21 protein-coding genes are annotated in these 17785 nt (G+C 64.0%); 14 read left to right on the top strand and 7 right to left on the bottom strand.

Features of this window, described 5'->3' with window-relative positions; all coding sequences use genetic code 11:
* Positions 1–224 precede the first annotated feature (224 nt).
* On the top strand, positions 225–1142 hold the full coding sequence (locus NKH52_RS04650) for a peptidylprolyl isomerase (protein ID WP_127293635.1): 918 nt from the start codon (positions 225–227) through the stop codon (positions 1140–1142).
* Positions 1143–1196: 54 nt separating this feature from the next.
* Here NKH52_RS04650 and NKH52_RS04645 read toward each other — a convergent pair whose 3' ends face one another.
* The gene (locus NKH52_RS04645; protein WP_352727910.1) at positions 1197–1811 is read right to left on the bottom strand and encodes a TetR/AcrR family transcriptional regulator; all 615 of its coding nucleotides are present in this window, start codon (positions 1809–1811) and stop codon (positions 1197–1199) included.
* A gap of 301 nt (positions 1812–2112) precedes the next feature.
* Positions 2113–3300 carry a caspase family protein gene (locus NKH52_RS04640; protein ID WP_352727912.1) on the bottom strand — a complete coding sequence of 396 codons (1188 nt, stop codon included), beginning with the start codon at positions 3298–3300 and terminating at the stop codon, positions 2113–2115.
* Between the two features lie 211 nt (positions 3301–3511).
* On the opposite strand from NKH52_RS04640, the gene argJ reads away from it, so the two are divergent.
* From argJ to NKH52_RS04615, 5 genes are all read left to right on the top strand, one after another.
* A complete protein-coding gene (gene argJ / locus NKH52_RS04635) occupies positions 3512–4753 on the top strand; it encodes a bifunctional glutamate N-acetyltransferase/amino-acid acetyltransferase ArgJ (protein WP_352727914.1) in 1242 nt (413 codons plus the stop codon).
* A gap of 29 nt (positions 4754–4782) precedes the next feature.
* Positions 4783–5535 carry a GNAT family N-acetyltransferase gene (locus tag NKH52_RS04630; RefSeq protein WP_352727916.1) on the top strand — a complete coding sequence of 251 codons (753 nt, stop codon included), beginning with the start codon at positions 4783–4785 and terminating at the stop codon, positions 5533–5535.
* Positions 5536–5561: 26 nt separating this feature from the next.
* Positions 5562–5984, top strand: coding sequence for a (deoxy)nucleoside triphosphate pyrophosphohydrolase (locus NKH52_RS04625; RefSeq protein WP_352727918.1), 423 nt, complete (start codon positions 5562–5564; stop codon positions 5982–5984).
* A 129-nt stretch (positions 5985–6113) separates the two neighbouring features.
* Entirely contained in the window at positions 6114–6428 is a 315-nt protein-coding gene (locus NKH52_RS04620) for a hypothetical protein (protein ID WP_352727920.1), read from the top strand.
* Between the two features lie 109 nt (positions 6429–6537).
* The gene (locus NKH52_RS04615; protein ID WP_352727922.1) at positions 6538–6723 is read left to right on the top strand and encodes a Flp family type IVb pilin; all 186 of its coding nucleotides are present in this window, start codon (positions 6538–6540) and stop codon (positions 6721–6723) included.
* 28 nt (positions 6724–6751) lie between these two features.
* Here the strand turns inward: NKH52_RS04615 and NKH52_RS04610 are convergent, their stop codons facing one another.
* Positions 6752–7627 (bottom strand): methyltransferase domain-containing protein, encoded by an 876-nt coding sequence (locus tag NKH52_RS04610; protein ID WP_352727924.1) that lies wholly within the window; start codon positions 7625–7627, stop codon positions 6752–6754.
* Between the two features lie 65 nt (positions 7628–7692).
* Here NKH52_RS04610 and NKH52_RS04605 point away from each other — a divergent pair, with 65 nt between their 5' ends.
* The 4 genes from NKH52_RS04605 to NKH52_RS04590 are packed head-to-tail and all read left to right on the top strand — an operon-like array spanning position 7693 to position 10089.
* Positions 7693–8493 (top strand): ComF family protein, encoded by an 801-nt coding sequence (locus NKH52_RS04605; protein WP_352727926.1) that lies wholly within the window; start codon positions 7693–7695, stop codon positions 8491–8493.
* A 27-nt stretch (positions 8494–8520) separates the two neighbouring features.
* Positions 8521–8790, top strand: a complete 270-nt coding sequence (gene grxC, locus NKH52_RS04600) for a glutaredoxin 3 (protein ID WP_352727928.1) — start codon at positions 8521–8523, stop codon at positions 8788–8790.
* A gap of 10 nt (positions 8791–8800) precedes the next feature.
* Positions 8801–9667 carry a carbon-nitrogen hydrolase family protein gene (locus NKH52_RS04595; RefSeq protein WP_352727930.1) on the top strand — a complete coding sequence of 289 codons (867 nt, stop codon included), beginning with the start codon at positions 8801–8803 and terminating at the stop codon, positions 9665–9667.
* Positions 9664–10089 carry a DUF1178 family protein gene (locus NKH52_RS04590; protein ID WP_352727932.1) on the top strand — a complete coding sequence of 142 codons (426 nt, stop codon included), beginning with the start codon at positions 9664–9666 and terminating at the stop codon, positions 10087–10089. Before NKH52_RS04595 ends, NKH52_RS04590 begins: the two co-directional genes overlap by 4 nt.
* Before the next feature lie 4 nt (positions 10090–10093).
* On the opposite strand, the gene NKH52_RS04585 is transcribed toward NKH52_RS04590, so the two are convergent.
* Positions 10094–10579, bottom strand: a complete 486-nt coding sequence (locus NKH52_RS04585) for a MarR family winged helix-turn-helix transcriptional regulator (RefSeq protein ID WP_352728346.1) — start codon at positions 10577–10579, stop codon at positions 10094–10096.
* Positions 10580–10675: 96 nt separating this feature from the next.
* On the opposite strand from NKH52_RS04585, the gene NKH52_RS04580 reads away from it, so the two are divergent.
* Complete coding sequence (locus NKH52_RS04580) at positions 10676–11590, top strand: DMT family transporter (RefSeq protein WP_352727933.1); 915 nt, start codon at positions 10676–10678, stop codon at positions 11588–11590.
* A gap of 13 nt (positions 11591–11603) precedes the next feature.
* Here NKH52_RS04580 and NKH52_RS04575 read toward each other — a convergent pair whose 3' ends face one another.
* Positions 11604–12200 carry a winged helix DNA-binding protein gene (locus tag NKH52_RS04575; protein ID WP_352727935.1) on the bottom strand — a complete coding sequence of 199 codons (597 nt, stop codon included), beginning with the start codon at positions 12198–12200 and terminating at the stop codon, positions 11604–11606.
* Positions 12201–12310: 110 nt separating this feature from the next.
* Here NKH52_RS04575 and NKH52_RS04570 point away from each other — a divergent pair, with 110 nt between their 5' ends.
* Complete coding sequence (locus NKH52_RS04570; protein ID WP_352966556.1) at positions 12311–13435, top strand: LLM class flavin-dependent oxidoreductase; 1125 nt, start codon at positions 12311–12313, stop codon at positions 13433–13435.
* 137 nt (positions 13436–13572) lie between these two features.
* Positions 13573–14127, top strand: coding sequence for a flavin reductase family protein (locus NKH52_RS04565; RefSeq protein ID WP_352727939.1), 555 nt, complete (start codon positions 13573–13575; stop codon positions 14125–14127).
* Here the strand turns inward: NKH52_RS04565 and ubiG are convergent.
* Positions 14094–14843 carry a bifunctional 2-polyprenyl-6-hydroxyphenol methylase/3-demethylubiquinol 3-O-methyltransferase UbiG gene (ubiG, locus tag NKH52_RS04560; protein ID WP_352727940.1) on the bottom strand — a complete coding sequence of 250 codons (750 nt, stop codon included), beginning with the start codon at positions 14841–14843 and terminating at the stop codon, positions 14094–14096. The two genes, NKH52_RS04565 and ubiG, sit on opposite strands and share 34 nt — an antisense overlap.
* 285 nt (positions 14844–15128) lie before the next feature.
* Between ubiG and NKH52_RS04555 the strand changes: the two genes are divergently transcribed.
* The gene (locus tag NKH52_RS04555; protein WP_352727942.1) at positions 15129–15698 is read left to right on the top strand and encodes a putative glycolipid-binding domain-containing protein; all 570 of its coding nucleotides are present in this window, start codon (positions 15129–15131) and stop codon (positions 15696–15698) included.
* A gap of 11 nt (positions 15699–15709) precedes the next feature.
* Here NKH52_RS04555 and NKH52_RS04550 read toward each other — a convergent pair whose 3' ends face one another.
* Complete coding sequence (locus NKH52_RS04550; RefSeq protein WP_352727944.1) at positions 15710–17566, bottom strand: CHASE3 domain-containing protein; 1857 nt, start codon at positions 17564–17566, stop codon at positions 15710–15712.
* Positions 17567–17785: the final 219 nt, after the last annotated feature.

The raw sequence follows: 17785 nt of genomic DNA, 5'->3' as shown, positions 1-17785 counted from the left end.
GGCCGGCCCCATCAATTCCACGTGAACACCGGCAAACACATTAGTGAACACTGGCAAACACAAAAAGCGCCCGGAAAACGGTTCTGGACGCAAAGTCGTTGGACAGATAAGAGGGGGCTCAACTGATGTCAACGCCGCGCCGGCCCTGCTGGCTGCGCCAAATTCCGCCACAATCTGGCCGATCTGGAAGCACCCCTCTTAACAATCCCCACCGGAGTCGCCCTATGTCCCTGTTGTTCCGCCGCGCGTCGCTCGCCAGCCTTGGCTTGGCCGTCGGCCTGTCGGCCCTTTCGCTCTCGCCTGTGATGGCGCAGCAAACCGCTCCCGCTCCGGCGGATGCAGCAGCGCCAGCCGCGGCACCGGTCGATCCGAATAAGGTTATCGCCACCGTCAACGGCCAGCCCCTGACCGAAGCAGATCTGGTGCTTGCCGAAGGGGAATTGTCGCAGCAGTTCGCGCAATTGCCGCCCGAGCAGCGCCGTGCCGCCGCCCTTTCGGCTGCCATCGAGATCCGCGTCATGGCCGCCGAGGCGGTCACCACAGGGCTCGACAAGGATCCCGACTTCCAGCGCCGCATGGCTTTCCTGCAGCAGCGCGCGCTGCATGGCGAGATGGTCGAGAAGGGCGTCGTCGACAAGGTCACCGACGCCGAGGTCCGCGCCCGTTACGACCAGGAAATCGCCAACACGCCGCCCACCAATGAGCTGCATGCCCGTCACATCCTCGTGAAGACCAAGGAAGAGGCCGAGGCCATCATCAAGCAGCTCGATGGCGGCGCTGACTTCCAGAAGCTCGCCAACGAGCACACCAGCGATCCCTCGGGCAAGACCAGCGGCGGCGATCTCGGCTGGTTCGGACCTGGCCAGATGGTGCCGGAGTTCGACAAGGCGGCCTCCGCGCTCGAGGTCGGCAAATACACCGAGCAGCCGGTGCAAACGCAGTTCGGCTGGCATGTCATCAAGCTCGAGGACAAGCGCACCAAGCAGCCGCCGGCCTTCGACGACGTCAAGGACCAGGCCAAGCAGGCGGTCATCCGTGACAAGTATTTCGCGCTGGTCAAGTCGCTGCGCGCCGGCGCCAAGATCGAGATCCCCGACGCGAACCTGAAAAAGACGGTCGATACGCTGGAAAGCGCCAAGTAAGACTGATAGCTCCTTGAAAAAGGGCGCGGCAGCCAGGGGTTGCCGCGCCCTTTTTCATTGCCGTATTTTCAGGGGGCGGGGCGCCGCTATGCCTCGCATCACGTAGTTGACCGCCTTGCCGATGGTGGCTTCGTCCTCGTCGAGCCGGTTGGTCAACAGATGTCTCCAGGCGAAGGAGGCGATGAGGTCTGCGACAACAGCTGAATCGATGTCGGCCGGGATTTCGCCCCTTGCCTTGGCGCGTTCGATGATCTGGCCGGTATGGGAGCGTCGGCCCAGTGAGTAGTCGGCAAGGGCCGCGGCAGCGGCCTCGTCCGACTGTGCCTCGGCGATCAGCGACCGGAACACGCTTCCCGACGATGTTTCGCGCCAGTGGGCGAACAGGTTTTTCAGGAAGCCGACGAGATCCTCCTCCAGCCGGCCCGTATCGGGAACATCGACGCGCTTCTGGCGCTGGTAGACCTCAAGCAGCAACGCCGCCTTGCTCGGCCACCAGCGATAGATGGTGGGTTTGCCGGCGCGGGCCCGCCGCGCCACGGCTTCGATGGAAAAACCGGCATAACCGGCTTCGACCAGCACGGCCTCGGCGGCTTCGAGAATGGCATCGGCGCTGTCGGGGTTGCGCCGCGCACCGATCGATCTGCGCGCCGGATCGGCGTCCTCGGCCATCTCTGTCTCCTCGCCAACACTATCGCCGGCAATATAGGCGCCCCGACGCTCAAACGAAACGGCGCGTTTCAAGCTTCAGGAAGGGATGGTAGCGGCAGGGGTTAAGTTTATTCTCTGGAAGTCTACCGGCGTGTCGGTTGCGAAGCTCTAAACGCAAAAACCCGCCGGGCGGCGGGTCACTGGCGCAAATCAGCACCATGGGCAAAAATGTAGCATAGCTGCCCTCACCGAGTCAAGAAAAAATTCCTATCGCCATGAGACGCTGCCGGCTTAACTTGCCCGGCTGGCCGTGGGATCGCGCCTACTGCATCGCCTGCGATGTCTCGGATTCGATACGCCAGCCGCCGCCGGCCCTGACCAGCCCAAGCGCGACGCGCGCCTTGCCGGTCAGGCGTGCCGCCGACGTGTCCTTTGGAAGATAGTCGTAGCGCATCGCAAAGACTGCCTCGGCGCGATCTTCGCCCTGCGGAGCGACTTCCAGGCTGCCGGCCTCCATGCTTAGCGACCAGGAGGCCCACTGCGCGAACCAGTCGGCCTTGACCTTGACGATGGCGTCGGCGTCGTAACGGGTTCCGAAGATGATGGCGGATGGGCCGTAGAGCCGTTTGACGGTCTCGCTCATCGCCCTGGTGTCCGGCGTCAGATAGTCCTGGCGCAGGAATTTCTCGATCGATCCCTTGTCTTCGCCGACAGAGCGTTCAAGTGCGGCGACTTCCGTCGAAGGGGCCGGCGCCGCGGCCGGCCTTTGTGGCTCTGCGGGTTGTCCGTCCGAGACGAATTCGAAGCGTTCGAGCAGCGATCCCTGCTCCCAGGGGCGCTGGGTTTCGCGGGTTTGCGAAACCACGTCGCGGCGCACCGCGATCATCATGTCGTTGATGCTCTGGCCGGGCTCGGCGATGTGGCGCAGCAGGGCGGCGGCGAAGGGCGAGTTGCGTCCGCTGCCGTCCATGGCGACAGCGCCAGGTGCCGTCGAGAAGGCGATGAACGAGCCGCGCGTCGAATCGAATTGCGCCAGCCCGGCCAGCGCCTTCGCCGAGCGCGTGGTGGCGGTACGGCTGAGACTGCGGGCAAATGGATTGTTGCGGCAGGCATCGAGAAACACCAGGCTGACCTTGGTCTGCTGTTCCATGATGTCGAGGACTTCGTCGATCGGCACGGCCTCGAGCTGCAGCTTGACCGGTACGTCCAGCCTGGCGTCGACCGGCACGATGTAGTTGCGCCCGTCGACCTGCAGGCCGTGGCCGGCATAATAGAAAAGCCCGACGCCGGCGCCCTGGAGCGCATCGGAAAACGCGCCGATGCTGCGTTCGAGTTCACGCTTGCCGAGATCATTGCCCTCGATGACCTCGAAGCCGATCGAGCGCAGCTTGTCGGCGATGTCGAGGGCGTCGTTTACAGGATTGGCCAGCGTGCCGGCTTCGGCGTAAGTGCCGTTGCCGATGACAAGCGCTACCCGCCGTTGCGGCTGCGCATCCGCGCTCAGCAGCAAAAGTCCCAGAAATGCCCATGCAAGGATCGCAAGCCGCCCATGGGGCAGATCATAACGCCATCGGCCCCGGCGACGCCATCGGATTTGAAATGCAGGCCTAACCACGAGCGGGTTCGAGCTCCCGGGCAAGAGCGACGAAAACGCCCTTGCGCCCGCGCGGTCTATCGGGCAAACCGGCCTTCCCCTGCGATTTTTCCCGCCCGAGGCCTCCATGTCCACGACGATTTCGCCGCTTGCGCCGAAGAAATACCCGAAAATGCCAGAAATCGAGGGGGTGCGCATCGCCACCGCCGAGGCAGGGATAAAGTACAAGGGCCGCACCGATCTGCTGACCATGATCTTCGATGAAGGCACCGCGGTCGCCGGCGTGTTCACGAAATCGAAATGCCCCTCGGCGCCGGTCGACTTCTGCCGGCAGAATCTCGGCGCAGGCAAGGCGCGGGTGCTGGTCGTCAATTCCGGCAACGCCAACGCCTTCACCGGCAAGAAAGGCCGCGAGTCGACCGCGCTGACCGGCGAGGCGGCGGCGAAGGCGGCCGGCTGCAAGGCAAGCGAAGTTTTCCTGGCCTCCACCGGCGTCATCGGCGAGCCGCTCGACACCAGCAAATTCAGCCATCTGCTCGCGGGACTGGTCAGCAACGGCAAGCCCGGGCTGTGGACCGAGGCGGCAAAGGCGATCATGACCACGGATACCTATCCGAAACTGGCGACTGCGACCGTCAAGCTCGGCGACGCCGATGTCACCATCAACGGCATTTCCAAGGGCGCCGGCATGATCGCGCCCGACATGGCGACGATGCTCTCCTTCATCGCCACCGATGCGCCGATCGCCGCCCCTGTCCTGCAGGACCTGTTGTCGCGTGGCACGGCCAAGACCTTCAACGCGGTTACCGTCGACAGTGACACGTCAACCAGCGACACGCTGCTGATCTTCGCCACTGGCAAGGCCGCCAAGCGCGGTGCGCCAGCAATCTCTGATGCAAAGGATGCCCGCCTTGGCGCATTCCGCCGGGCACTCGGCAAGGTGCTGAAATCGCTGGCGCTGCAAGTGGTGCGCGACGGCGAGGGCGCCCGCAAGCAGGTCGAAGTCACCGTCACCGGCGCCAAATCGGCGCGCTCGGCCAAGCGCATCGCGCTGTCGATCGCCAATTCGCCGCTGGTCAAGACGGCGGTCGCCGGCGAGGACGCCAATTGGGGCCGCGTCGTCATGGCCGTCGGCAAGGCCGGCGAACCCGCCGATCGCGACCGGCTGTCGATCTGGTTCGGCGACAACAGGCTGGCGCATGAAGGCGAGCGCGACCCCGGCTACTCCGAGGCCGCGACGTCAGCCTACATGAAGCGCGACGACATCCGCATCCGTGCCGATATCGGCATCGGCCGCGGCAAGGCGACGGTGTGGACCTGCGATCTCACCAAGGAATATGTCGCCATCAATGGCGATTATCGGAGCTGACGGTTTTGAGCTCCAGGCATCCGGCAAGCATGCTCGCGATCGTACGCCGCTACGAGGCGGCCGGCTTTCGCGCCTGGCCGGCAGCCGCCGTCCACTATGACGGCACCTGGGTGGTGCGGCTGACCGCCGGCCATCCGGCCAAGCGGCTGAACTCGGTCAATCCGCTCGATCCCGGCGATATCATGCACATGGCCGACCGTATTGGCCGGGCCAGCCGCCGTTTCGATGCCTATGGAAGGCCGCTGACGTTCCGCATGTCGCCGCTGTCTGGTCCCGATCTCGCCGGCCATCTCGACCGCGAGGGCTGGAGCCGCTTCGACGAGTCGCTGGTCATGCGGTTGCCGCTGGCCGACGCGCAGCTCGACGACGCCATGGACCAGATTCCGCTCAAGGACATCAGCCGCTTCATCGGCGCGTCGCTCAAGGTCAGCGGTTCGGACGTTTCGCTGCGGCCCGGCCTGTCGGAGATCATCGGCGCCATCCAGCCCGAGGCCGGACTGTTCGCGCTCGAAGATGGGGCCGAAGCGCTGGCGACGCTGATCTGCGTGCATGACGGCGATCTCGCCGGCCTGTTCGAGGTCGCCACCGACAAGTCGGCACGCAACAAGGGTCACGGCCGCAACCTGATCCTGTCGGCACTGAAATGGGCACGGCTGCGGGGCGCACGGGAAGCCTGGCTGCAGGTCGAGGCCAACAATGTGCCGGCGCTGGCGCTCTACCATTCGCTCGGCTTCGAGGAAGTCTATCGCTACCACTACCGCCGGCCGCCGGGTCATGAATGAAGTGATGGCATGAATGATGTGATGGCATGAGTGACGGGACGATCGCCGGCAAGCGCCTGCTCCTGGTCGCCGCCTGCGCGCTGGTCGATGCCGATGGCCGGGTGCTTCTGGCGCAGCGGCCTCAGGGCAAGCAACTTGCCGGGCTGTGGGAGTTCCCCGGCGGCAAGGTCGAGCCCGGCGAGACGCCCGAACAATGCATCATTCGCGAACTGCATGAGGAAATCGGCATCGAAACCGACATCCCGTGCCTGGCGCCGCTCACTTTCGCCAGTCATTCCTACGACGATTTCCACCTGCTGATGCCGCTGTTCGTCTGTCGCCGCTTTCGGGGCATAGCCCAGCCCAGGGAAGGGCAGACGCTGAAATGGGTGCGGCCGAAGCAGATGCGCGACTATCCGATGCCACCGGCCGATGCGCCGCTGATCCCGTTCCTCATCGATCTGCTCTGAGGCTCGCGTCCGGCCGGTTCCTGGCCGAGGCGTTGTATCAGTCAGCGTTAATGGAAGATTTATCTCGTCGTGAAAAATTGAAGCATGGCCGTTCGCGGCCGCGCCGTCGATTTGCCGGGGAGCGATAGCATGAGCCTAGACAGGGATTGGGACTCGATCCGGCCCGAGCGCAGCTTTCGCGCCGCCGATGCGGGCATGGGCATATTGCGCATCACGCTGCTGTTCGGTTCGGCCGCGGTGGCGCTGGCGCTGATCGCAACCCCTTTCCTCGACAGCCAGACACGATCGCTGTCGGCCCGCGATGGTTTCGGCGGGCTCGACATGGCGGCCACAGGCTCGATCGGCCATCGCGAAACCTACACGCTGCGCCGCAGCGTGCTGCAGCCGCAGCCGAGTTCGGTCTGCATCATCAGGTCCAATGGCAGGAGCAGCGGCGACTGCTGACATGGTTAAGAGATTTCGCAAAGGCGGCGGTTTCATCGCCTGTTAAGCCTTTGCCGTTAACCTTTCTTAACAGGTCGGCTGTAAGTTCCCGGACAGAGGGGTTGAGGCCATGAAAGCAGTGCTGCAGGGTTTTCTGAACGACGAGACCGGCGCCACGGCCGTCGAATATGGCGTGATCATCGCCGTGCTGTCGCTGGCCATCGTCGGCGGTATCGGTGAGGTCCGCGACGGGATCATCTGGCTGTTCAGCGACAATAACAGCAAGCTTGCGAACGCTTTCGCACCCACTCCCTGATCCGGCTTTTCCGCGCCTGCGGGCAGGATCATTGCCCGTCGGGCGCCTCCAGGATTGTTTTCAGCGAGACCTTGGCCGACCCGGGCTTCAGCGGTTTTTGCTGCGATGCGTCGGGCGCCCAGCCGGACATCCAGACAATCGAGAAGCTTGCCCTCACGCGCCCGTCGGGGTCGGAAAACCGCTCGGCGTAGATTTCCGCAGCACGGGCAAACAGCTTGCGCGAGCCTGGCCGCCGGCTGCGATCGGTGAGCGCATTGGTTTCGCCCATGGCCCGCAAATCCGCCATAAGATTAAACAGGCTGGCATAGCGCACCGTCACCGTCTCGACGTCGGCGACCGGCAGAGCGAGACCGGCGCGCTGCAGCAGCGCACCGGCATCGCGCACGTCGGTGAACGGGGCGACACGCGGGCTGGCGCCGCCGTAAAGCTCGGTCTCGGCCGAAAGCAGGCTTTCGCGCAACTCGAAAAGCGTGCCGGCGCCGGCAAAGGCGCCGAGGAAAAGCCCATCCGGCCGCAACGCACGGCGGATCTGGATCAGCATGCCGGGGATGTCGTTCATGGCCTGCAGCGACAGAAGCGACACCGCCAGATCGAGGCTTTCCGCTTCGAACGGCACGGTTTCGAGCGGTGCGATCAAGCCAACATCGCCACCGCTCAGGAAAGCCGTGTCCGCCTCGACGCGGACAATGTCGGCGACCTTGCTGCTTTCGGCGAGCGTTTCGGCCGCCGCCGGCGTCTGGCAAAACAGCACAGCCGCCTTGCCGAACCTGCGCTCGACGGCGCCCAGCCGGTCGGCAAGGTCCTCGGCCGTGCGGCGCATCAGGAAGTCCGCGCCGTCGACCGGATGGGCAAGGGCGCGCCGCTTGTGCGCCAGCCACAGAGAGGTATCCATTATCGGCTGCAACGGGCAGATCCTTTGTTTGTCCACGCTCCGAGATCGTTGATATAGTGGCGTGCAGGAGCAACCACGTGGCCGATCCGATGCCCAAGATCAAGTCCATCGGAATCACGAACCTGGCCCGGTCGGTTGTCGGCTGGCCGGCGCGTATGCTGTTTCCGCCGGTCTGCGCCGGTTGCCGCCGGCATGTCTCGCAGCCGGGCGTGCTGTGCGGCGCCTGCTGGCCGAAGCTCAGGCTGCTGGAGCGGCCATGGTGCGCGGTCATGGGCACGCCGTTCACCCACCATATGGGTGAAGGCTTTCTGTCGGCCGAGGCGATTGCCGATCCGCCGCCTTTCGAGCGGGCGCGGGCGGCGGTCGCCTATTCCGGCGTTGCCCGACAGATGGTGCAGGGGCTGAAATACCAGGATCGCACGGATCTGGCACCATGGATGGCGCGCTGGATGGTTCGCGCCGGTGCCGATCTCATCGCCGACGCGGATGTGGTGGTGCCGGTGCCGCTGCACTGGCGGCGCTTTTTCAGGCGGCGCTTCAACCAGTCGGCGGAGCTGGCAAGGGCGGTCTCGGCGCTCAGTGAATTGCCCTTCGCCCCCTCGGCGGTGCGGCGCGTGAAACTCACCCGCCAGCAGGTCGGGCTGGAGCGCGGGGAACGCGAGGAAAATGTGCGGGCCGCCTTTCGGGTACCCGCCGAGGCGGAAATCGAGATCGCCGGCCGCAGGGTGCTTTTGATCGATGATGTCTACACCACCGGCGCCACGGTGCGTTCCGCCACCAAGGCGCTGAAAAGGGGAGGTGCGGCCGCCGTCGACGTGCTGACCTTTGCGCGTGTGTTGCCGGGGGACTTCCGGGCGGACGAGTCCGCGACTATATAAGTCGGCAACGAACCGCGGAAATTCGTCATGGCCGATGTCACGATCTACACCCGCATGATGTGCGGCTATTGCACGGCAGCCAAGCGGCTGCTCGAGCGCAAGGGCATAGCCTTTACCGAGCACGATGCCTCCTTCTCGCCGGAACTGCGCCAGGAGATGATCTCCCGGGCGCATGGCCGCTCGACCTTTCCGCAGATTTTCATCGGCGATACGCATGTCGGCGGCTGTGACGATCTCCACGAGCTGGAGGCCGAAGGCCGGCTCGACAAACTGCTCGCCAACGGCGCGACGAATTAAGGGAATGACGATGGGTGTTTTCAAAGCCGCTGCGATCCAGATGCGTTCAGGCGAGAGCCCCGAGCGCAACGCCGTCGATCTCGAACGGCTGGTGCGTGAAGCAGCTGGCCAAGGTGCCGCCTACATCCAGACGCCGGAAATGACCGGCGCGCTGATCCGCGACAGGCAAGCGCGCGCCGCCTCCTTCACCTCCGAGGACAAGGATATCGTCGTCTCGACCGCGCGCAAGCTGGCCAAGGAACTCGGCGTCTTCCTGCATATCGGCTCGACAGCCATTTTACGCGCCGACGGCAAGCTCGCCAACCGGGCGCTGCTGTTCGGGCCGGACGGCGCCGCGCTCGCCACCTACGACAAGATCCACATGTTCGACGTCGACCTCGACAATGGCGAGTCGTGGCGCGAATCCGCCGCCTACGAACCGGGCACCGAGGCCGTCGTCACCGAGATCGAGGGTGCAAAGCTCGGCTTCGCCGTTTGCTACGATCTGCGCTTTCCGCAGCTCTTCCGCGCCGAGGCACTGGCCGGCGCCGACCTGCTTTCCGTACCCGCCGCCTTCACCCGCCAGACCGGCGAGGCGCACTGGCACGTGCTGCTCAGGGCGCGCGCCATCGAGAATGGCGCCTATGTCGTTGCCGCCGCGCAGGGCGGCTTGCATGAGGATGGCCGAGAGACCTACGGTCATTCGCTGATCGTCGATCCGTGGGGCCGTATCATCGCGGAAGCCACGCATGACGAGCCGGCGGTGATCGTCGCCGAGATCGACCCGGCGCAGTCGCTTGCGGCACGCAAGAAGATCCCCAATCTCAGGAATGCGCGGGATTTTGCCGTCAATGCCGGCTTGGGCGAGGCGCCGCGTCTCAGGGGTGCAGCCTCTTGATCCGTTTTGCCCTGATCTGCGAGCACGAGCACGAATTCGAAGGCTGGTTTCGCAGCAATGACGATTTCGACACGCAGAAGAAGCGCGGCTTCGTCGATTGCCCGACCTGCGGCTCGCACAAGGTGCGGAAAGCGCTGATGGCGCCGGCCGTCTCAACGGCGCGCAAGCAGGAAACGATAGCGCTCGCCATGGGCGAGGCGCAGAAACAGGCCTTGGCGCAGCTGAAGGCGATGGCCGAGAAGGTGCGCGAGAATGCCGATTATGTCGGCGACAAATTCGCGGAGGAAGCGCGCAAAATCCATTTCGGCGAAAGCGATCCGCGCGGCATCTATGGCGAGGCGACACTGGACGAGGCCAAGAGCCTGGCCGAGGACGGCGTCGAGTTCATGCCGATCCCGGTGTTTCCGGACGATCGCAATTGACCGGCTAGCTGACGCTGCCGATCAATTTCTCAAGCAGCCGAGATAGCGTTTCGCGTTCCGCCTGCGTCAGGCCCGAAAGCACCGCGTGCTCGTTGGCAACGTGGGCGGTAACGGCCTCGTCGACCAGCGCCAAGCCCTTTTCGGTCAGCCTCACGACAATGCCGCGCCTATCGTTGGGATGCGGCCCGCGCAGGATCAATCCGGACGTCTCGAGCCGGTCGAGCCTGTTGGTCATGGCGCCTGACGTCACCATCGTCGCTTCATAGAGGGCGGTCGGCGTCAGCGCGTAGGGAGAGCCTGAACGGCGCAGTGTGGCCAGCACATCAAATTCCCCGGGCTGCAATCCATAACGGGCAAACAGCGGCGCCAGGCGCTCGCGGGCGATCAGCGAGGCGGCCTCGTTCAGCCGCCCGAGCACAGCCATCGGCGAGACGTCCAGATCGGGCCGCTCCCGCTTCCATTGCTCAATCGCTCTTGCTGCCCTGTCCAATTGTCTCACCATTATTTATCTTGACGTTAAGAATCTTTCCATTATCTTATCGTAACGTGCAATGCCGGCCAAGAGCCGCGCTACAGGATTCGGTCAATGAAACTTCTCTGGGATTCGGCGCTCGGCCTGCTGGTCGTCACCGGCGGCCTGCTCGGCCTGACACTGCCCTTCGGCAAGCTCGCCACGGCCGCCGGCGTGCCGGCCATGGTCTGGGCCTTCGTCATCTCGCTCGGCGCCGGCGGCGTCCTGCTGTGCGTGCTCTTGGCTTGCGGCCAGCGTGTCCGGCTCACCGCGCACAAACTGCGCTACTTCTTCGTCACCGCGGCGGTGTCCTATGCCGTCCCCAATCTCTTGATGTTCTCGGCCATCCCGCATCTGGGAGCCGGCTATACCGGCATCATGTTCACGCTGTCGCCTGTCATCACGCTGGTGTTCTCGATCCTGCAGCGCGTCCGGCGTCCCAACATGCTGGGTATTGTCGGCATCGCCGTCGGCTTTGTCGGCGCCGTCATGGTGGCGGTCACGCGCGGCGAGGCCGGCCAGCCGGCCGATTTGTTCTGGGTGGCGATGGGGTTGCTCATTCCGGTCAGCCTTGCCGTCGGCAACATCTACCGCACGGTCGACTGGCCGAACGGCACCGGCCCGATCGAGCTTGCCGTCGGCAGCCATCTGGCGTCAGCGGCGATGCTGTTTGCCGGCATTCTTCTCCTGTTCGGCGGCGAGGCTTTCGTGCCACTCGGCGGCGTGCCGCTGGTGGTGGTCGCGCAGGTTGCGTCGGCGTCGGCGATGTTTGCCTTCTTCTTCAGACTGCAGGCGGTCGGTGGTCCGGTCTATCTCAGCCAGATCGGTTATGTGGCGGCGGCCGTCGGCTTGTTTGCCGGCACGATCTTCCTCGGCGAGCACTATCAGCTGCTGACCTGGGCGGGTGCGGTCATCATCACCGCCGGCGTTTTCATCACCACCACGGCACAAAGCCAGACCAGCCTGAAGGCGCAAAGCCAGGCGGCGTGAACACCTTGGCGCCTCAGCCGTCGCCGGTTTCATTCTCTTCGCCACCGGGTTCCGGCCTTGGGTGCCTGCGACGGTGGGTGGCCGCGGCACGGGCCGCCTGCTCATAGATGCCGGTCATCAGTTCGAGCGTCCGCGCCGCTTCCTCGAGTTTGGCCGCCATCTCGGGGACGCGCGTCACCGCTTCGATGAGCAGGACGGAACGGATGTCGGCATAGCGTTCGGTCACTCGAAACCCAAGCGGCGTGACCTCGTAGGTGACGCCGGCCCTGCCGCTGCCGGTTCGCTTGACTAGGCCGCCCTTGAGCAATTTGCGCAGGCTGTACTGGATGTTGGGGATGTCGTCGCGGTTGGTCATCTGCGCCAGGTCGCGGACGCTCTTTGGCCGATCGTTCATCCTGATGATGTGGAGCAGCGTGTTTTCCGGGCCGCTGACGGAAAACTCGATCACCGTCGCCAGGCATTCGGCCTGCCAGTGGCCGAAAGCCTCATAGGAGCGCATCAGCGCATATTCGATTTCGGCAACGTCGATTTCGAGCGGCGTGCGCGCCAGATGCCAGCCGCGATCCAGCAGCTTGGCTTGTGTTTCCAAAGGTTTACGGCGGTCGTTCATCCTGTCTCCCCGCCCGGCAGCATGCGCCGATCCGGCCGATTGCGTCCATATGATTTTATGATAGACTTTCTATTATAAAATATAATCAAAAAATGAGGAGAACACCGCCGATGAGCATGCTCGACAAGATCGCGGCCAATGCGCAGCCCTTCCTTCTCGGAACCTTCGCGTCCAATTGTTCCGGCGGCATGACCGTCACCAAGATCCCCGAACGATGGGTCAGTTCCTGGGACAACAATCTGCGGCTGGCGCAGCTGCTCGATGAGGCCGGCATCGATTTCATGCTGCCGATCGCCCGCTGGATCGGCTATGGCGGTGAGACGAATTTCCACGGCAATGTGCTGGAGACGATCACCTGGGCCGCCGGTCTCCTGGCGCTGACCCGCAACATCACGGTTTTCGCCACCACCCACACCGCGGCCAATCACCCCGTCGTCGTCGCCAAGCAATTGGCGACGATCGACCAGATCAGCCGCGGCCGTATCGGCCTCAACATCGTCGCCGGCTGGAACAAACCCGAATATGAAGCGCTCGGGCTGACACTGCCCGACGATCACATCACCCGATACGGCTATGCACAGGAATGGTTCGACATCGTCAGGGCGCTGTGGGGTCGCACCGAGGCGTTCGACTGGGACGGCACCTATTTCAAGCTGAAGAACGTGCTTGGCGATCCGCGCCCGTCGGCGCGCCTGCCGATCCTCAACGCCGCCGGCTCGGAAGAAGGGCGCAAGTTCGCGGTCCGCAACGCCGATTTCCTGTTCACGCCGGCAATCGACCTGTCACGCTCCAGGGACGAGATCGCGGCGCTGAAGCAACAGGCGGTCGCCTCGGGCAGCACCGTCGACGTGCTGACCTTCGCCCATGTCGTCTGCCGGCCGATCGAGAAGGAAGCGAAGGACTATCTCGAGCATTTCGGCCGCACCAATGCCGACTGGGCTGCGGTCGACAATCTGGTGCGGCTGCAATTTGCCCATGCGCAGTCGTTCCCGCATGACCTTCTTGCGCTCATCCGCGACCGCATGGCGGCGGGCCATGGCGGCTTCCCGCTCACCGGCACGCCCGAACAGGTCGCCGACGGGATCACCGCCTTGCACGAGGCCGGGTTTCGCGGTTCGACGCTGTCCTTTGTCGACTATGTCGAGGAATTCCCATATTTTCGCGACACCGTTCTGCCCATCCTCGAGCAGCGGGGCATCCGCATCGCAGCGGCCGCCATGCAGTCGGCGGCCTAGAGCGATTCATCGTTTCACGGAAACGCAGAACCGCTCTACTTCTTTTTGTTTTGTCGCAATTCCCTAGGGAAAGCGCTATGCGCTTTTCCCGGGAAAACCGTTTCACACTTTTCCTGGAATTGCTTTTGGAGCAAGCCATGACCGAAGCAAAGGTTCTCGAGGGAACTCCTGTCGATGTCGCTGATTTTCGCGCCGCGATGCGGCTGATCGTCGGCAATGTCAGCGTCATCACGGCCGGCACCGGCGAGGATCGCTCCGGCCTGGTGGTCATTTCGGTCGTCTCGCTGTCGGCCAAACCGCCCAAGGTGATTGCCTGCGTCAACCGGTCGTCGTCGACCTGGCCGGTGATCGAACGCTACCGGCATTTCGGCGTCAACTCGCTTGGCCCCCAGCATCAGCGCGTGGCCGAGCGGTTCTCCGGCTTTGGCGGCATCAAGGGCAAGGACCGCTATGAGGGCGCCGAATGGATGACGCTCAAGACCGGAGCTTTACTGCTTTCGAACGCGGTGGCTGCCTTCGACTGCAGCCTCGACGAGATGATCGACCGCGGCACGCATTCCATAGTCATCGGTTCGGTCGAGGCCGTGCGCACGTCCGATGCCGGCCAGGCGCTGATCTACTGGCGCGGCGGCTACAGGCCGTTGAATTCAGAACAAGGTCAGACCGAGCCTTTTTCCGCCAGGACCATGTAGTTGACGTCCATGTCCTTCGACCGCGCCCAGCGGTCGGCCAGCGGGTTGTAGGTGACGCCGGTGCGGTCGACGATGGTCAGGCCGGCGCCGCCAAGCGCCTTTTCGAGTTCTTCCGGGCGCACCAGCTTGCCGAACTGGTGGGTGCCGCGCGGCAGCCAGCGCAGCACATATTCGGCCCCGATGATGGCTAAGCCCAGCGCCTTCAGCGTGCGGTTGATGGTGGCCACGAACATGATGCCGCCGGGCCGCACCATCTCGCCGCATTTGGCGACGAACAGGTCGATGTCGGCGACATGCTCGACCACTTCCATGTTGAGGATGACGTCGAATTTCTCGCCGGCGTCGGCAAGGTCCTCGGCCGTCGTGGCGCGGTAGTCGACGCTGACATTGCCCTCGGCGGCGTGCAGCTTGGCCACTTCGATGTTGGTTTCGGAGGCATCCGCGCCCACAACCTCGGCGCCAAGCCGCGCCATCGGCTCGCACAGAAGGCCGCCGCCGCAGCCGATGTCGAGGATGCGCAGGCCCTCGAAAGGCCTTGCAGCGCGCGGGTCACGGCCGAAGCGCGTCGCTATCTGGTCGCGGATATAGGCCAGCCGGACCGGATTGAATTTGTGCAGGGGACGGAATTTGCCGTTCGGGTTCCACCATTCGGCGGCAAGGGCGGAAAAGCGTTCCACTTCTCCGGCATCGATCGTCGATCGTCGGGGCTCTGGCATCGATAGGTCTCCTCGACACTACAGCGCGGCGCGTCCTCTTGGACGCGCAAAGGACGCTGTAGCACTTTAGATTCTGCGCATGATCCTTTCCGAAATCGACTTCGATTTCGGGGTCATGCGCTAGGAAGTCGGGCGTGAGACTGCGAATGTCAAGGCAACAATTTTCCTCTGCCGGCAGGGAGCCGGATTCTGTCAAGGCATGTCAGCTGACGAACGCCGCGGTGAAACACGGTTGGCTTGGCGGGCGAAGGACGAGGCATCGTTTCGAATTCTAGGGAGGTGACGATGACAACAATGACGGCTTCGATCCTTTGGCGTCGGCTGGACGTGGAGGGCCATGATGCCTGCCTGCTTTCGCAGACCAATGTCGGGCACAGTCTCGAGGGACAGGCCATCTTAATCCAGGACGGCAAGCCGTGCTTCCTTGCCTACGAGGTGATCTGCGATGTCGGCTGGCGCACGCGTTCAGCGCGGATCGACGGCTTTCTCGGCACCCGCAAGCTGCATTATGCGATCGAACGCGATTCGGACGGCCAGTGGACGCTGAATGGCGAAGTCCAGCAGGGCGTCGACGGCCTTGTCGATGTCGATCTTGGCTTCACACCGGCATCGAACCTGCTGGCGATCCGCCGGTATGGCCTCGGCATCGGCGAGGCGACGCCTGCCCCGGCCGCCTACCTGACTTTCCCTGAACTGAGCCTGGTGCGCCTCGATCAGATCTATCGGCGTCTCGACACGGTTCGCTACGCCTATGCCGCGCCGGTATTCGGCTATGACGAGACCCTCAACATCTCGCCGCACGGCTTCGTTGTCGACTATCCCGGCCTGTGGAGAAGCGCGGCTGCGTCAGACTGAAGCGATTGTGATCAATCCGCTGCGCCCTGCGTCGTGCCGAGCACGTCGCGCAGTTTCGCCGCCAGTTGCTCGATGGTGAAGGGCTTGGCAAGGAAATGCACGTCGTGATCCAGCACGCCATTGTGGACCACGGCGTTCCTGGTGAAGCCGGTGGTGAAGATCACCTTCAGCTGCGGCATGCGGGCAACGGCCTCTTCCGCCAGCTTGCGGCCGTTCATGACGGGCATGACGATGTCGGTGAACAGAAGGCCGACGTTCGGGCGCTCCGCCAGTTTCTGCAACGCTTCCTCGCCGCTCGCGGCATGAATGACGGTGTATCCGAGTTCGCGTATGGCCTCGGTGGTGGAGACCCTCACGCGGGCATCATCCTCGACGACAAGGATCGTTTCGGTGACCGGTGCGGAGGGGTTGTCGCCCCGCCCGGCGGGCACGGCCGGCTCTTCGGCGCCGAAATATCGCGGCAAGTAGATCTTGATCGTCGTGCCTTCGCCGGGTTCGGAATAGATATTGACGTGGCCGCCCGACTGTTTGACGAAGCCGAACACCTGGCTCAATCCCAGGCCGGTGCCCTTGTTGACCGGCTTGGTGGTGAAGAAGGGTTCAAAGGCCTTGGCGATGACATCGGGGGTCATGCCCGAACCGGTGTCGCTGACGGCGATCATCACATACTGGCCGGCCGCGACTTCGGCATGGGCGGCGGCGTAGCTCTCATCGAGATGGCTGTTGGCGGTCTCGATGGTCAGCTTGCCATCATCGCCCATGGCGTCGCGCGCGTTGACGGCCAGGTTGAGAACGGCGTTCTCGATCTGGCTCGGGTCGGCATGGGTTTTCCACAAGCCTCCCGCCAGCACCGTTTCGATGCGGATGGTTTCGCCGAGTGCCCGACGGATCAGGTCGGACATGCCGGTCAGCAGACGGTTGGCATCGACGATCTGCGGCGCCAGCGGCTGCTGGCGCGAGAAGGCGAGCAGTCGGGCCGTCAGATTGGCGGCACGGGTCGCGGCATCGATCGCCGCATCGACCAATTGTGCGATGTCGTGCTCGCCGCGCGCCAGCTTGCGCTGGGCGAGGTTCATGGCGCTGATGATCACCGCCAGCATGTTGTTGAAGTCGTGGGCGATGCCACCTGTAAGCTGGCCGACAGCCTCCATCTTGTGCATCTGGCGGATCTGGGATTCGGCCTTTTCGCGTGTCTCGATCTCCTTGCCGAGGGCGACGTTCTTGCGCACCAACTCATCTTGGGCAACGGCAACCTCACGGAAGCGGCGGCGCGATTCCCTGATCGCGTAGCCGGCAAGCAGGAAGATCGCCAGCAGCGCCGCCACCGAACCGATGCGTAACCAGGCCTCGACCTGGTCGGTATGCGCATCGCGCGCGGCGACGGCTGCGGCGCTGATGCGTCGGACCGTATCCATGCTGGTCCGGATTTCCTCCATGAGGGCCTTGCCCTGGCCGCTGCGAACCAGATCCAGCGCATTCGTCGCATTGCCCTGGTCGTACAGGGCAATCGTCTCGGCCAGTTCAGCCTGCTTTTGCGAAAGCGCGTCCTTCATATGGCTGATCTGCTGGACGAGCTGGTCGTCAGGGGCAGTCAAGCTGTCGATGCGGGCAAGTTGCCCCGGAATGGCGCCGACAGCGCGCTGATAGGGATCGAGATAGGATTTCTCGCCGGTCAGCAGATAGCCGCGTTGGCCGCTCTCTGCATCTTGCGCCAGCGAAAGCAGTCCCGAAAGCAATTGCTGATATTCGATTGCCTCGCGCGCGGCGGCGCGGTTGGCCCGCTGTTCCTCGACCAGCATGGCACGGCTGCCGACAATCAGCGCCAGCACGGCAAAGCCGGCGACAAGCGGGAGCGATTGCCATCGCATGGCGCGTCGAAGACGAGCAATCATCATCTGTTATGCCGAACCAAAAGAATTCCCCGCAGGCAGCATTTCGTAGGCGGAGGCGGGGCGGAAGGCAATATGCCGGCTTCTGGAACCGGCAATCGGCCGCCAGCCTTGCGAAACCTTCATCATTTGGCTAAGGAGGCCGCGCATTCAGCGGCCGGCGTCAGCCGGCCTTCCGCTTTTCGGGATTCCGGCTTT

It is taken from the genome of Mesorhizobium sp. M1066, from assembly GCF_040318635.1.
Lineage (GTDB): Bacteria > Pseudomonadota > Alphaproteobacteria > Rhizobiales > Rhizobiaceae > Mesorhizobium.
Note: the sequence above shows the minus strand (reverse complement) of the source record. Positions and strands in the feature narration are given on the sequence as shown.

Bases quoted from the DNA above. Each gene is read 5' to 3' on its own strand.
- NKH52_RS04650 (WP_127293635.1), top strand. From the start codon at position 225: ATGTCCCTGTTGTTCCGCCGCGCGTCGCTCGCCAGCCTTGGCTTGGCC.
- NKH52_RS04645 (WP_352727910.1), bottom strand. From the start codon at position 1,811: ATGGCCGAGGACGCCGATCCGGCGCGCAGATCGATCGGTGCGCGGCGC.
- argJ (WP_352727914.1), top strand. From the start codon at position 3,512: ATGTCCACGACGATTTCGCCGCTTGCGCCGAAGAAATACCCGAAAATG.
- NKH52_RS04630 (WP_352727916.1), top strand. From the start codon at position 4,783: ATGCTCGCGATCGTACGCCGCTACGAGGCGGCCGGCTTTCGCGCCTGG.
- NKH52_RS04625 (WP_352727918.1), top strand. From the start codon at position 5,562: ATGAGTGACGGGACGATCGCCGGCAAGCGCCTGCTCCTGGTCGCCGCC.
- NKH52_RS04620 (WP_352727920.1), top strand. From the start codon at position 6,114: ATGAGCCTAGACAGGGATTGGGACTCGATCCGGCCCGAGCGCAGCTTT.
- NKH52_RS04615 (WP_352727922.1), top strand. From the start codon at position 6,538: ATGAAAGCAGTGCTGCAGGGTTTTCTGAACGACGAGACCGGCGCCACG.
- grxC (WP_352727928.1), top strand. From the start codon at position 8,521: ATGGCCGATGTCACGATCTACACCCGCATGATGTGCGGCTATTGCACG.
- NKH52_RS04595 (WP_352727930.1), top strand. From the start codon at position 8,801: ATGGGTGTTTTCAAAGCCGCTGCGATCCAGATGCGTTCAGGCGAGAGC.
- NKH52_RS04580 (WP_352727933.1), top strand. From the start codon at position 10,676: ATGAAACTTCTCTGGGATTCGGCGCTCGGCCTGCTGGTCGTCACCGGC.
- NKH52_RS04575 (WP_352727935.1), bottom strand. From the start codon at position 12,200: ATGAACGACCGCCGTAAACCTTTGGAAACACAAGCCAAGCTGCTGGAT.
- NKH52_RS04570 (WP_352966556.1), top strand. From the start codon at position 12,311: ATGAGCATGCTCGACAAGATCGCGGCCAATGCGCAGCCCTTCCTTCTC.
- NKH52_RS04565 (WP_352727939.1), top strand. From the start codon at position 13,573: ATGACCGAAGCAAAGGTTCTCGAGGGAACTCCTGTCGATGTCGCTGAT.
- ubiG (WP_352727940.1), bottom strand. From the start codon at position 14,843: ATGCCAGAGCCCCGACGATCGACGATCGATGCCGGAGAAGTGGAACGC.
- NKH52_RS04555 (WP_352727942.1), top strand. From the start codon at position 15,129: ATGACAACAATGACGGCTTCGATCCTTTGGCGTCGGCTGGACGTGGAG.
- NKH52_RS04550 (WP_352727944.1), bottom strand. From the start codon at position 17,566: ATGCGATGGCAATCGCTCCCGCTTGTCGCCGGCTTTGCCGTGCTGGCG.